We start from the raw sequence: 15,230 nt of genomic DNA on the forward strand, positions 1-15,230 counted from the left end.
CGCAGGACCCCCGTGACCCCAGCCAACCGTGCGGCGGCGGCCCCGGCAACATGCATCGTTTTTGCATCGTATGGTGGGATTCATGGACCCCGTGATGGATCCCGTGATGGATCCCGTGGCGGACTCGGCGACGGGCCCGGCGGGCCCGTCGGGCGCCGGTGGCCGGCCCCCGCGAGCGCAGGCCGACGGAGGGCTCACGACCGGTGCGGTGGCCCGGCTTCTCGGGGTCGCGCCGACGACGCTGCGCTCGTGGGACCGCCGCTACGGCATCGGGCCGGCCGCGCGGGAGGACGGCCGGCACCGTCGCTGGACCGGGGCCGACATCGAGGCCCTGCGGAACATGTGCCGCCTGACGAGCGCGGGCCTGCCGCCGGCCGAGGCCGCTCGCGCGGTCCTGGCCGGTGCGCCCCGGGCCACGGCTGTGACGCGGCGCGGGCAGGCCTCCCGGGCCCCGGGGGCGCTTCCGCTCGGCGGCACCCGTCGCGAGTGCCGGGGACTGGCCCGGGCGGCGCTCCGGCTGGACGCGCCGGCCATGGAGGAACTGCTCGCCGAGGCCCTCGACCGCTACGGGCTGCCGGCCGCCTGGGACGAGGTGATGGTGCCGGCGCTGCACGCGGTGGGCCGCAAGTGGGAGACCTCGGGGGAGCGGTACATCGAGGTCGAGCACCTGCTGTCCTGGCACGTCTCCGGCGCGCTGCGCGGTGTCCGGGCCGCCGGTCCCCCCGCCACCGGCGTGGGCCTCGCCCTGCTCGCCTGCGCACCCGGTGAGACCCACACGCTGGCCCTGGAGGCACTCGCCGCCACGCTCACCCGGCGCCGCGTGCCGGTCCGGATGTTCGGCGCCGCGCTGCCCGTCGCGGCGCTGGAGGAGGCGGTCCGGCGCACCGGGCCCGACGCGGTGGTGCTCTGGGCGCAGTCCCACGGCACGGCGAGCGGTTCGCTGGCCGCCCGGGTGGGCGCGATCGAGTGGGGCGTACGGGGTGCGCGCAGGCGGCCCGCCGTCTTCACCGCCGGACCCGGCTGGGCCGGGCGGCAGCCGCCGGGAACCCGGCATCCGACCGGGCTCGCCGACGCGGTGGACGCCCTGGCCGCACTCGGTGCGCGGTGACCACGGGCCGCGGCCCCATCCACCGCGTCCAACGCCCTCACCGCGTCCGCTGCACCGCCGCCGTCATCACCGCGCCCACCGCCCCTCACCCCTGTCGCAGCCAGTCCGACAGCCCCGTCAGGAGGCGCTCCACGTCGTCCGTGTCGTTGTACGCGCAGAGCCCCACGCGCAGGCCGCCGCCGTCGCCGAGCCCCAGGTGGCGGGAGGCCTCCAGGGCGTAGAAGGAGCCGGCGGGCGCGTGCACCCCGGAGCGGGCGAGGAAGCGATAGGCGTCCGCCGCGTCCCGTCCGTCGAAGGTGAGCAGCAGCGTGGGGGTGCGTTCGGCGGCCCGGGAGTGGATCGTCGCCCCGCCCAGTTCGCCCACCGCCTTCTCGATGCTCTCCCGCAGCTCCCTCTCGTGGGCGTCGATCGCCGCGTAGGCCGACCGCAACCGCGCCCGACGCCCGCCCGTCGCGTCCGCACCGGCCCCCAGGCCCGCGAGGAAGTCCACCGCGGCGCGGGTCCCCGCCATCGACTCGTAGGGAAGGGTGCCGAGTTCGAAGCGCTCCGGCACGGCGTCCGAGGAGGGCGCCAGCTTGTCCGGGCGCAGCGTGGCGAGCAGTTCGGGCCGGGCGGCGAGCACCCCGTGATGGGGCCCGAAGAACTTGTACGGGGAGCAGACGAAGAAGTCCGCCCCGAGCCGCTCCACGTCCACCGCGTGGTGGGCCGTCAGATGGACCCCGTCCACGTACAGCAGCGCGCCGGCCCGGTGGACCAGTTCGGCGATGGCCGGGATGTCGGGCCGGGTGCCGATGAGGTTGGAGGCCCCGGTCACCGCGACCAGCCGGGTCCGCCCGGTGATCTGTGCGCCGACCGCCTCGGGGGGCAGCTCGCCGGTCGACGGATCGAAGTCGGCCCACCGCACCACCGCCCCGGCCCGCTCGGCCGCGTGCACCCACGGGCGGATGTTGGCATCGTGGTCCAGCCTGCTGACCACCACCTCGTCCCCCGGGTTCCAGTCCCGGGACAGCGTGCGCGAGAAGTCGTACGTGAGCTGGGTGGCGCTGCGGCCGAACACGATGCCGCCGGGGTCCGCGCCCAGCAGGTCCGCTATCGCCCGCCGGAACCCGCGGACGATCTCCTCCGCGTTCACCTCCCCGGGCAGCGCGCCGCCCCGGATCGACAGGGGCGCGCTCATCGCCTCGCCGATCGCGGCGATGACGGGGGCCGGAGTCTGGGTGCCGCCCGGTCCGTCGAAATGCGCCGTACCGGACCGCAGGGCGGGGAACTGGGCGCGCACCGCGCCGATGTCGTACGACAAGGGGGGCTCCTCGATTCGTTCGCTGATGTGCTGCCGGACGGCACGGTGATCATCGCAGGGCGCTGTCCGCCCGTGGAAGGAGCGGGGGGACAGCGCCGGCGCGGGAGGTGAGGCACTCCCCGGCCCGGGAGGCGGGGCCGTCGGGCGGAGTCCGGCTTCGGGGGCGCTATTCCGGGAGCCGACATCCGCGCGGGCGCACCGCTCCCCACCGCGTTGTGCGCCCGAGCGTGAGGGCGTCTCCCGGCGCATCGGAATGCGCCGTCTCCCCATGCGAAGATGATCCTACGAAAGAATTGCTCGCACAAATGAACCCACCCCGGCTGTGCGATTCGCCTCCCATTCTGCACGTGGATAAATGCGCAGGGCGTTTTCTGTGAGTCGGCCGTGATTAAAGTCGTGGGAACGGGAAATAGATGATCTGGGCTGATGAGGTCGGGGGCATCGGTTCACGCCACGGCCGCATTCCATCGAGGCCGGGTGTCCAGAAGTCGCCTGTGCGGGGCCGCGGTCGCCGCCCGGGGTTTCCTGTCGCTTCCAAGGGTATGTCCTGACCTGCCCTGACGTGATGCGGCGGTCTCTCTCTCCCCCTCATCGCCACTTGTGGAGGGTCACGGATGGACGAGCGCGAGCACTCCGCCGATGGCGGAATATATTCGGCCGGGTCTTCGGTCGGCCGAAAGGGGCGGTCCGGTAATTCCCCTGGCCGGATTCTTCGTGTCACCGCCTACCCGGTTCTCCTCCTCGCGGTGCTATCCGTGGGAGTGGCCGCATTGCGGCTCCAGTGGGATCCGGCGTGGGTCAGTTCACTTTTCCTGGTCGGGGTCATCGCCTATCTGGCCTTCCTGGAGAGGGTGATTCCCTATGACCGGAACTGGCACCCCGGAAAAGCCGAATGGCGCTGGTACGGCATCTACTTCCTGCTCACCATGGCCGGAAGTGGACTGGCGCAACTGCTGGTCGCGGTGACCGTCGGCCTGATCTCGCCGGCGGAACCGGCCCGCCCTCTCTGGATCGAGATCCCGGGCGCACTCCTCACCGGATCCCTCGTCAGCTACGCGGTCCACCGGCTGGGCCACCGGAACGCCCTGCTCTGGCGCCTGCACGGGGTGCATCACGTGCCCGAGAAGGTCAACGTCGCCAACAACGGCGTCAACCACGTGCTGGACATCGTCCTGGCGCAGAGCCTCGTCCAGCTGACCCTGGCCTTGGTGGGATTCTCCCGCCCCGCGGTGCTGGTGGTCGGACTCTTCGTCGCCGCCCAGGGCTACTTCGTCCACGCCAACATCGATGTCCGCATCGGGCGGCTCAACCATCTGCTGGCCAGTCCCGAGCAGCACCGGCTGCACCACAGCACCGATCTGTCCGAAGCCGGCCACTACGGCTCCGACCTGTCGTGCTGGGACCACTTCTTCGGCAGCTTCACCTGGTATCCCGGCCGGGAGCCCACCGCCGTCGGCCTGCACGACCCCGCCTCCTTCCCTGGCACGGGCGAGATCCTCGCCGGTCTCGCCCACCCCTGGCGACGCCGACCGGCGCCGGGCCCCGCGCCGGAGTGAGCACCCCCTCCGGAGCTCCGTCACGGCCCCCTCCAGCACGACCTGCTGCACCACGGCTTGCTCCACCACGACTTGAGGAGTTCGGCATGGCCGACGCGAACAACCGGGCGTTACGGAACAAGGTGGCGATCATCGGGATGGGCTGCCGCCTGCCCGGCGGCGCATCGGACCACCGCACCTACTGGCGCAATCTGGTGGAGGGCAAGGACTGCATCACGCCCACACCGCCCGACCGGTACGACGTCAGCACGCTCGGCAGCCGGTTCCGCGACAAACCCGGGCGTCTCGTCGGCGGACGCGGCGGATACATCGACGGGTTCGACGAGTTCGACCCCGCGTTCTTCGGTATCAGCCCCCGTGAGGCCGACCACATGGATCCCCAGCAGCGCAAGCTGCTCGAAGTGGCGTGGGAGGCCCTGGAGGACGGCGGTCAGCGGCCCGGGGACCTCGCCGGCGGCAACGTCGCCGTCTACGTCGGCGCGTTCACCCTGGACTACAAGATCCTGCAATTCGCCGACCTGGGCTTCACCTCGCTGGCCGCCCACACCGCGACCGGCACCATGATGACGATGGTGTCGAACCGCATCTCGTACTGCTTCGACTTCCGCGGCCCCAGCCTCTCCATCGACACCGCGTGCAGCTCCTCCCTGGTCGCCGTCCACCTGGCCTGCCAGGCACTGAACAACGGGGAGAGCGACCTCGCGCTGGCCGGCGGCACCCTGCTGCACATGGCCCCGCAGTACACCGTCGCGGAGACGAAGGGCGGGTTCCTGTCGCCCGAGGGGCGCTCCCGTACGTTCGACGCCGCCGCCGACGGCTACGTACGGGCCGAAGGCGTCGGCCTGGTGGCGCTCAAGCGACTGGACGACGCCGTACGGGACGGGGACCGGATCCACGCGGTGATCGCCGGCAGCGGCGTCAACCAGGACGGGCACACCAACGGCATCACCGTGCCCAACGCCGACGCCCAGGTCGACCTCATCCGCCGGGTCTGCGCGGAGGCGGGCATCACCCCCGGCGACCTCCAGTACATGGAGGCGCACGGCACCTCGACCCCGGTCGGCGACCCCATCGAGGCGAACGCCCTGGCACGCGCGCTCGCCGTCGGACGCGCCCCGGGCGCCCGCGCCTACGTCGGCTCGGTCAAGACCAACATCGGCCACACCGAATCCGCCGCCGGGATCGCCGGGCTGATCAAGACCGTCCTGAGCATCGAACACCGCACGATCCCGCCCCACATCAACCTGGAGAACCTCAATCCCGCCATCGACCCGGCGGCCCTCCCCTACGAGATCCCCACCCGGCCCACCCCCTGGCCCGAGCACGAAGGGCCCGCCCGCGCCGGGGTCAACTCCTTCGGCTTCGGCGGCACCAACGCCCACGTCGTCCTGGAGGAGGCCCCCGGGCCCCTGCCGGACACCCGCCCCGTCACGTCCGGAGCGTCCGCCGGCCGACGCTGGAGCATCCTGCCCCTCAGCGCCCGCAACCCCGACGCCCTGAAGGAGATGGCGGCCGGGATCCGGAGCGAACTGGCGGGCGCGAACGGCCCGGCCGTGACCCTCGACGACCTCGGCCACACCCTGGCCCACCGCCGCCAGCACCTTCCCGAGCGGCTGTCCGTCGCCTACACCTCGCGCGCCTCCCTCGACGAGGCCCTCGCCGCCCACGCGCGCGGCGACGCCCACCCCCGGGTCGTCCACGGCCGCGCCCGGGACGCCGCGGACCGGCGGCTGGTGTGGGTCTTCACCGGCATGGGTCCCCAGTGGTGGGGCATGGGCCGCCAACTCCTGGAGGAGGAACCGGTCTTCCGTGACGCCGTCGCCGCGTGCGACCGGGCGATGCGGGAGTTCGCCGACTGGTCCCTCATCGAGGAGATGACCGCCGACGAGCCGGTCTCCCGGATGGCGGAGACCTGGCTGGCCCAGCCCGCGAACTTCGCCGTACAGGTCGGCCTGGCGGCCCTCTGGCGGTCCCACGGGGTGCGTCCGGACGCCGTGGTCGGCCACAGCACCGGTGAGATCGCCGCCTTCCACGCGGCGGGCGTCTACTCCCTGCGGGACGCGGCCAGGGTCGTCGTGCACCGCAGCCGCCTCCAGCAGACCCTGGCGGGCACCGGCGCCATGCTCGCCGTCAGCCTCTCGGAGGACGAGGCCGAGCGCCGGGTGCGCCCCTACAGCGACCGGGTCTCCATCGCCGCCGTCAACAGCCCCACCGCGATCACCCTCGCCGGGGACGAGGCCGCGCTGACCCTGCTGGCCGAGGAGTTGCGGGCCGAGCAGCAGTTCGCGAAGTTCCTCACGGTCGAAGTGCCCTACCACAGCGTCGTCATGGAGCGGATCAAGGAGGAACTGCTCATCGAACTGGCACCGTTGGAACCGCGCACCGCCCAGGTCCCGCTCTACCTGACGGGTGCCGAGGGGACCGCCCGGGGCGAGGAACTGGACGCCGCCTACTGGTGGAAGAACGTCCGCGACCGGGTGCGCTTCCGCTCCGCCGTCGACCGCGTCGCCGCCGACGGCCACCGGGTGTTCCTGGAGATCGGCCCGCACCCCGTCCTCGGCCACTCCATCGGAGAATGCCTCGAAGCGGGCGGGACGAGCGGACTCACCCTGCCCTCGATCCGCCGCCGGGAGAACGAGGGCGAGCGCTTCGCCGCCTCCCTCGGCTCGCTCCACAACCTGGGCGTCGCCATCGACTGGAACGTCCTCCAGCCGGCCGGCCGGCCGGTCACCCTGCCCCGCCACCCCTTCCGGCGCGACCGGCACTGGACCGAACCCCGGCCGGTCGCACAGGTCCGGCTCGGCCACCGCGACCACCCCCTGCTGGGCCGCCGCACCGACCGTACGGAGCCCACCTGGCAGGCCCGCCTGGACACCGAGGACCTGCCGTACCTCGCCGACCACCGCATCCAGGACACCGTGGTCTTCCCCGCCGCCGGCTACCTGGAGATGGCCGCCCAGGCCGTCCTGCGGCTCACCGGCGGCACCACCGCCGTCCTCGCCGACATCGATCTGCGCAAGGCCCTCTTCCTGCCCGACGGCGAGGACCGGACCGTGGAGCTGTCGCTCTCCCTGGAGAACGCCGCCTTCACCATCGCGTCCCCGACCGGGGACGACGGCGAACGCGCCGTGCACGCGAGCGGGATCGTCCGCACCGGCCAACGCCGCCGCACCGCCCCGCCGCTGGACGCCCCCGCGCTCCGCGCCAGGTCCTCGCGGCACCTCCGAGGCCCCGACTGCTACACCGCGCTGGCCGCCCTCGGCTACCACTACGGCCCCGCCTTCCAGGCCATCGAGGAGGTCTGGATCGGCGCCGGGGAGGTCCTCGCCCGGATCCGCCCGCCCCGGGCGATCGGCGACGCCGCCGCCGGCCACCACCTCCACCCCGTCCTCCTCGACGCCTGCTTCCAGACGCTCCTGACCCCGCTGATCCCGCCGACCCCCGAGGACGCCGCCCCGGACACCGGGATCAGGCTGCCGCTCTCCCTGGACGAGGTCGCCCTCGAACCCATCGGCGACCAGCCGTTCTGGGCCCACGCCACCCTGCTCCCCGGCGACGCCGGCACCACCCTCGGCAACCTCGCCCTGTACGCCGACGACGGGGAGCCACTCGGCCGCGTCCTGGGCTTCCGCGCCGCCGACGTCGAGAAGGCGGCCACCGCCGTCGCCCGGACCACGATCGACTCCTGGCTCGCCGAACCCGTCTGGACCGACTGCCCGCCCTTGCCCGCCGGGGACACCGGCGCCGCGCCGGTGAACGCCGACGACCGCGACGTACGCGGCGAGCCGACGGGGAGCACCACCGGACCCCGGCCGGCGCCCGCGACAGCGGCCCGGGACCACGACTGGCTGGTCCTCGCCGACAACGGGGGCACCGCCGACGCCTTCGCCGCCCTGGCCGCCGCCCGGGGCGAACGCTGCCGGCTGGTGCGCCGGGGCGCGGCCTACACCGCGTCCGCCGACGGCGCCGCCTTCACCGTCGACCCCGCGTCCGACGCCGATCTGCGCCGGCTCCTCGCCGACCTGGACCGCGACGGGGGCCCCTTCCGAGGGGCCGTCCTGCACCTGTGGAACCTGGACGCGCCCGCCCTCGCCACGTGCGACCGGGCCTCCCTGACCGACCACACCGGCGCGGGAGCGTACTCACTGATCGCCCTCGCCCGGCTCCTCTCCGCCCGGGGTACCGGAGGCCGACTGCACATCGTCACCCGCGGCGCCCAACCCGCCCTGCCCGGCGAGGGGCCCGAACCCCTCGGCGCACCCGCCTGGGGCATCGGCCGCGTGCTGCGGCACCAGGAACTGACCGAACACCCCGGCAAACTCATCGACCTCGACCCCCGGCGGCAGCCGGGCCCCGACGGCGACCTGGCCGAGGCCGCGGCGCTCCTCGGCGAAGTCCTCAGCGACGACGAGGAGGAGATCGCCCTGCGCGACGGAGGCCGCCGCACCAGCCGCCTGCGCCCGGCGCGGGAGCTGACCCGCCCGCTGCCGCCCCGCCTGCGCGCCGACGGCAGCTATCTGGTCACCGGCGCGTTCGGCGCGCTCGGCCGACTGCTGTGCCGCACCCTCGTACGCCGGGGGGCCCGCCGGATCATCCTGGTCGGGCGCACCCCCGTCCCGGCCCGCGAGAAATGGGCCGGTACCGACCCCGCCACCGCCGAGGGCCGGGCCGTGGCCCTGCTCCGCGAACTGGAGGCGCTCGGCGCGCAGCCCGTCCTCGCGACCCTCGACATCACCGACGAGGACGCCCTGACCGGCTGGCTCGACGCCCACCGGCGCAGCGGGGCGCCACCCGTACGCGGGGTGTTCCACCTCGCGGGACAGGTCCGTGACACCCTCGTCGCCGATCTGGACCGGGCCGCCTTCGACGCCGTCCACGACCCCAAGACCGTCGGCGCGCACCTCCTGCACCGGCACCTGCGGGACGAACCCCTCGAACACTTCGTCCTCTTCGCCTCGATCGCCTCGCTGCTGACCACGGCGGGCCAGACCAACTACGCCGCGGGCAACGCCTTCCTCGACGCCCTCGCCCACCACCGCCGCGCCCGGCACCTGCCCGCGCTCAGCCTGGACTGGGGCCCCTGGGCCACCGGGATGATCGAGGAACTCGGCCTGGTCGACCACTACCTGCACAGCCGCGGCATGAGCTCCCTGTCCCCGGAGGCCGGCATGGCCGTCCTGGAACGCGTCCTCGGCCAGGACCACGCCCAACTGGTCGTCGCCACCGTCGTCGACTGGCCCGTCTTCCTCGCCTGGTACCCCTCCCCGCCGCCGCTGGTCGCCGAGCTCGCCGCGGCCGCCGCCCCGCCGGCCGACGCCGCCTCCGGCAACGGATTCCTCGACACCTTCCGCGCCGCCGACGAGGAGACCCGCCGCACCCTGGTCGGCGAGCGGTTCGCCGCGCTCTCGGCCACCGTGCTGCGCACCGGCACCGACCGCATCGACCCCGCCACCGGACTCGGTGAGCTCGGCCTCGACTCGCTCCTCGCCATGGAGCTCCGGGCCCGGATCCACGCCGAACTCGGCGTCGCCCTCCCCGTGGTGGCCCTGCTCAGCGGCACCCCGGCCGGGGAACTCGCCGCCCAGCTCCACGACGGCCTCACCGCCCTGGCCTCGACCGACACCCCCGACGGGGCCCCAGGGATGGTGGAGCTCCACCACGACGAGGGGCAGTACCCGCTGACGCAGAACCAGAAGGCGCTCTGGTTCCTCAAGCACCTCAACCCCGACGGATACGCGTACAACATCGGCGGGGCCGTCGAGGTGAACGTCACGCTCGAACCGGACCTGATGTTCGAGGCCGTCCGCCGGCTCATCGCCCGGCACCCCGCGCTCCGCACCAACTTCCTCCTGGTGGACGGGCAGGCAGTGCAGCGGGTCTCCGAGAACCCCGCCACGGACCTCGCCCTCTTCGACGTCCAGGGGGAGGACTGGGAATCCATCCACGCCACGATCGTCCAGGAGTACCGCAAACCCTACGACCTCGCCCGGGACCCCCTGGTCCGCTTCCGACTCTTCAAGCGGGGCCCGGACCGCTGGATCATCATGAAGGCCGTCCACCACATCGTCTCCGACGCCATCTCCACCTTCACCTTCATCGAGGAACTCCTCGCCGTCTACGAGGCGTTGCGCCGCAACCAGGAACACCGGCTCCCCCCGGTCGAGGCCCGCTACCTCGACTTCCTCAACCAGCAGAACGCCTTCCTCGCCGGACCCGCGGCGGCGGGCATGCTCGACTACTGGCGCTCCCACCTGCCGGCCGAGGTGCCGCTCCTGGACCTGCCCGTGGACAAACCGCGCCCGGCGGTTCAGACCCACAACGGGGCCTCCGAGTTCTTCGTCCTGGACGACGCCCTCAGCGCCCGGGTCCACGCCCTGGCCCGCGCCCACGGCGTCACGCCGTTCATGGTGCTGCTCAGCGCGTACTACCTCCTGCTGCACCGCTACTCCGGACAGGACCACATCGTCGTCGGCAGCCCGGTCACCGGCCGCACCCGGCAGGACTTCTCCTCCGTCTACGGCTACTTCGTCAACCCGCTGCCCCTGCACGCCGACCTGTCCGAGGACCCGACCGTCGCCGAACTGCTCCAACAGGTCCGCCGGACCGTGCTCGGCGGCCTGGACAACCAGGAGTACCCCTTCGTCCTGCTCGTCGAGGAGCTGGGCCTCCAGCACGACCCCAGCCGCTCCGCCGTCTTCCAGGCCATGTTCATCCTCCTCACCCACAAGGTGGCCACCGAACAGTACGGCTACCGCCTGGAGTACATCGAACTACCGGAGGAGGAAGGGCAGTTCGACATAACACTGTCCGCCTACGAGGACGAGGCCGAGGGCCGCTTCCACTGCGTGTTCAAGTACAACACCGACCTCTTCCTCCCCGAGACCATGCGCCGCATGGCCGCCCACTACACCCGGCTCCTCGACCGGATGACCCGGGTGCCGGGCGAGCAGCCCTCCTCACGGCTGGAGATGCTCGGCGAGAGGGAGCGCGAACGGCTCGTCGAGGAGTGGAGCCGACCGGCCCTGCCGCCCGCCGGGCCCGGTGAGGAGCCGTTCACCCCGGTCCAGACGCTGATCGGCCGCGTCGCCGCCGAACACCCCGCGGCCGTCGCCGTCACCCTGCCCACCGCGCACGGAGAGGCGCGCCGGCTGACCTACGCCGAACTGGACCGGCGGGCCACCGGCACCGCCGCCCGGCTGCGGGCCCTCGGCATCGGCGAGGGCTCGGTGGTCGTCCTGTGCCTCGACAAGTCGCCCGAGCTGATCGCCGCCCTGCTCGGCGTGCTCAGGGCGGGCGCCGCCTACCTCCCGCTCCGGCCCGACCAGCCCGCCGACCGGCTCGCCCACCTCGTGACGGCCACCGGCGCGGCACTCGTCCTCGTCGCGGACGACGCCGCACCGGAGCAGACCGGAGCCCTGACCGTCCCGACGCTCGGCCTCGCCGCGCTCGAACGCACCGAACCGCACCCGGAAGGACCGGCCGCCGCGCCCGGCCCCGACTCGCCCGCGTACGTCATCACCACCTCCGGATCCACCGGCCGCCCCAAGGCCGTCCGCGTCAGCCACCGCAACCTCGCCTCCGCCCACGCCGCGTGGCGCCAGGAGTACCGGCTGGACACCGACGTCCGCACCCACCTCCAGATGGCCGAACCGTCCTTCGACGTGTTCACCGGCGACCTGGTGCGCGCCCTGTGCTCGGGCGGCACCCTCGTCCTGGCCGACCGCGACCTCCTCTTCGACACCACCCGGCTCTATCGCACGATGCGTCAGGAACGCGTCGACTGCGCCGAGTTCGTCCCCGCCGTCGTCCGCGGCCTGATGGACCACTGCACGCGGGAAGGGCTGCGGCTGGACTTCCTGCGGCTGCTGGTGGTCGGCTCGGACGCCTGGAGCGTGGGGGAGTACCGCCGGCTGGCCGAGCTCTGCGGACCCGGCACCCGCCTGGTCAACTCCTACGGCCTCACCGAGGCCACCATCGACAGCGCGTTCTTCGAGGGGCCCGTCGACGACCTGGAGGCCGGCGCGATGGTCCCCATCGGCCGGCCCCTGCCCAACAGCACCCTCCACGTCCTCGACGCCCACGGCGAACCCGTCCCGCCCGGCGTGCCCGGCGAACTCTGGATCGGCGGCGACGGCGTCGCCCTCGGATACGCCGGAGACCCCGAGCAGACCGAGGAGCGCTTCGTCACCCGGGCGCTCGGCCGGGGAGTCGGCGCCCGGCCCGAACGGCTGTACCGCACCGGCGACATCGCCCGCTGGGACGCACAGGGCCGGGTCCACCTGCTCGGCCGCACCGACGGACAGGTCAAACTGCGCGGCCACCGCATCGAGATCGGCGAGATCGAGGCGCAGCTCGCCCAGTGGCCCCCGCTCGCCCGGGCCGTCGTCACCGTACGCACCGACACCGGGGGAGACGCGGCGCTCTGCGCCTACTGCGTCCCCGAGCCCGGCGCGGCCCTGGACGTCCGGGCCCTGCGCCGCCACCTGGCGCGCTCACTGCCCTCGTACATGATCCCTTCGCACTTCACCGAGCTGCCCGCCCTGCCGCTGACGGCCAACGGCAAGGTCGACACGGCCGCCCTGCCCGCCCCGCGGGCGGAGGCCGGGGACCGGCCGCACGAGGAGCCCGTGACGCTGTACGAGATCAGCGTCGCCCGCCACTGGAAGACCCTCCTGGGACGCGAACACGTCGGCCTGGAGGACGACTTCTTCGAACTCGGCGGCAGCTCCATCAAGCTCATCGAACTCCTCCACCACCTGCGCACCGAGTTCGGCGTGGGCGTGCCCGTCAGCAGGCTCTACCAGGTCACCACGTTGCACGGGATGGCCGCCACCGTGGAGGACGTCCTGCTCGGCACCACCGCCGACGAACTGCCCCGCCTCACCTTCAACGCCGGACAGGCCCCCGCCCTCTTCTGCTTCCCGCCCGCGGGCGGCCACGGGCTCGTCTACCGCGGGCTGGCCGCCCAGCTCCCCGACTACTCCGTCACCGGCTTCAACTACCTCCCCGGCGACGACAAGGTCAGCCGGTACGCCGACCTGATCGAGGCGGACCGGCCCGACGGCCCCTACCTGCTCCTGGGCTACTCCCTCGGCGGCAACCTCGCCTTCGAGACGGCCAAGGAGCTGGAGCGGCGCGGCCGGGACGTCGCCCACGTCGTCATCCTCGACTCCCGCCGCATCCTCGCCGCGTACGAGCCGGACGCCTCGGGCATCGCCGCCTTCGAGAGCGAACTCGCCGACCACGTACGCAAGCACACCGGCTCCGAGGCCGTCGCCCACGAGACGCTCGCCCACGCGGCCGAATACCTCGCCTTCTGCGGGCGCACCCCCAACACGGGCACGGTCGCCGCGACCGTCAGCGTGATCACCGACGAGGAGAAGACCGCCCTCTACGCCGCCGGGGAGCACGGCACCTGGCACGGCAGCTCCACCGGAGCCACCGCCGTACTGCGCGGCTCCGGTGTCCACGCCGACATGCTCGACGCCAAGCACCTGCCCCGCAACGCGGAGCTGGTGCGCTCCGTCCTGGGGGGAGACGCGGCCCATGGCGGATGACGACCCCACCGACTGGACCAGCAGGGAACGCGCCCCGGGGACCCCGCCCCGCGTCATCGTCGTCGGCGCGGGCGTGGCCGGCCTCGCCACCGGTGTGTACGCGCAGATGAGCGGGGCCAGGACTCGCATCTTCGAGAAGCACGTGCTGCCCGGTGGCTGCTGCACCGCCTGGTCCCGCGACGGCTACCTCTTCGACTACTGCATCGAATGGCTCATCGGCACCGCCCCGGGCAACGACGCCCACCAGGTGTGGAGCGAGCTCGGCGCGTTCGACGGCAAGACCGTCACCAACTTCGAACTGTTCAACAAGGTCGAGGACGCCTCGGGCAGGTCGGTGACGTTCTACAACGACCCCGACCGGCTGGAGGCCCACCTCCTGGAGGTCTCACCCGCCGACGCCCCGCTCATCCGCGCCTTCACCCGGGACCTGCGGCGCTTCATCGACATCGAGCTGTACCCGTTCCTGACCGCGCCCGCGCTCCGGACCGTGGGGGAGCGGGCCCGGACCCTGCGCACGGTGCTCCCCGCCTTCCGGCTGTTCTGGCGGACCGCCGCCACCCCGATGCACGTGTTCGCCGACCGGTTCCAGGACCCGTTGCTGCGCAGGGCGTTCCGCAACATCTTCTTCCAGGACCCCGAGGGCTTCCCGATGCTGCCGTACCTCTTCAACATGGCGGCCGCCCACCACGGCAACGCGGGCTTCCCCCAGGGCGGTTCGCTCGGCCTCGCCCGCTCCGTCGAGGAGCGCTACAGGAGCCTGGGCGGAACGGTCACCTACCGGGCCCGCACCGAACGGATCCTGGTCGAGGACGACCGGGCGATCGGCATCGAACTCCGCAACGGCAAGCAGTACTTCGCCGAGCACGTGGTCTCCGCCTGCGACGGCCACACCACCGTCTACGGGCTCCTGGGCGGCCGGTACACCGGCCCCCGGATCGACAAGCTCTACACCGACCTGCTGCACCGCCCCGGCACCCTCTTCCCCGCCGTCGTCTCCGCCTTCGTCGGCCTGCGCGGCGACCTGGAACCCGAGGAGGCGCACAGCACCACGCACCTCCTCGGCCCGGAGGACGCGGCCCACCTCCCGGGCGCCCTCCAGGACAGCATCGTCGTGCAGGCACGCTCCCGCTACTCCGGCGGCTTCGCACCGCCGGGCCACTCCGTCCTGCACTGCACCTACTTCAGCGACTACGCCCACTGGAAGAACCTCCGCACCAGGGACCGCAAGGAGTACCGCCGGCGCAAGCGCGAAGTCGCCGACTTCGTCCGGGACTTCCTGGAGCGCCGCACCCCGGGCATCGCGGAGCGCATCGACATCGTCGAGGTCGCCACACCGGCCACGACCCACCGCTACACGGGCAACCTCGGCGGCTCCATCCTCGCCTGGAAGGCGTTCTCCGACGCCGACGACGTCGCGGCACGCCTCGTCGGCAAGGACCGGATGCGGCTGCCGGGACTGAGCAACTTCTCCATGGCCGGACAGTGGGTCGGCATGGGCGGCCTGATCCGCGCCGCCTCCACCGGCCGCTTCGCGGTCCAGTACCTCTGCCGCGACCTGGGCCTGGAGTTCCGGGCCTGGGAGAGCAAGGGCGCCGAACCCTGGCATCCGGGGAAGCTGGGGCACCTGCCCCAGCTCGACCGGTGGTCCGCACGGGAGAGCGAGGAAGCGTGAGCGGCGACAGGACAGGGACCCGGCCCGGGGGCGCCCG

The 15,230-nt window shown here is 73.0% G+C and carries 5 protein-coding genes; 4 read left to right on the top strand and 1 reads right to left on the bottom strand.

Features of this window, described 5'->3' with window-relative positions; genetic code table 11:
* The first annotated feature begins 82 nt into the window (after positions 1-82).
* Positions 83-1,108, top strand: coding sequence for a MerR family transcriptional regulator (locus DTB53_RS20820; RefSeq protein ID WP_236586357.1), 1,026 nt, complete (start codon positions 83-85; stop codon positions 1,106-1,108).
* Between the two features lie 85 nt (positions 1,109-1,193).
* Here DTB53_RS20820 and DTB53_RS20825 read toward each other — a convergent pair whose 3' ends face one another.
* Positions 1,194-2,408 (bottom strand): cysteine desulfurase-like protein, encoded by a 1,215-nt coding sequence (locus DTB53_RS20825; protein WP_012378091.1) that lies wholly within the window; start codon positions 2,406-2,408, stop codon positions 1,194-1,196.
* Between the two features lie 614 nt (positions 2,409-3,022).
* Between DTB53_RS20825 and DTB53_RS20830 the strand changes: the two genes are divergently transcribed.
* The 3 genes from DTB53_RS20830 to DTB53_RS20840 all read left to right on the top strand — a co-directional run bounded on the left by DTB53_RS20830 (position 3,023) and on the right by DTB53_RS20840 (position 15,193).
* Complete coding sequence (locus tag DTB53_RS20830; protein ID WP_012378090.1) at positions 3,023-3,964, top strand: sterol desaturase family protein; 942 nt, start codon at positions 3,023-3,025, stop codon at positions 3,962-3,964.
* 86 nt (positions 3,965-4,050) lie between these two features.
* Positions 4,051-13,521, top strand: coding sequence for a non-ribosomal peptide synthetase/type I polyketide synthase (locus DTB53_RS20835; protein ID WP_012378089.1), 9,471 nt, complete (start codon positions 4,051-4,053; stop codon positions 13,519-13,521).
* A complete protein-coding gene (locus tag DTB53_RS20840; protein ID WP_012378088.1) occupies positions 13,511-15,193 on the top strand; it encodes a phytoene desaturase family protein in 1,683 nt (560 codons plus the stop codon). The genes DTB53_RS20835 and DTB53_RS20840 overlap by 11 nt, the downstream gene beginning before the upstream one ends.
* The last annotated feature ends 37 nt before the right edge of the window (positions 15,194-15,230 follow it).

Source organism: Streptomyces griseus, from assembly GCF_900460065.1.
Classification (GTDB): domain Bacteria; phylum Actinomycetota; class Actinomycetes; order Streptomycetales; family Streptomycetaceae; genus Streptomyces; species Streptomyces griseus.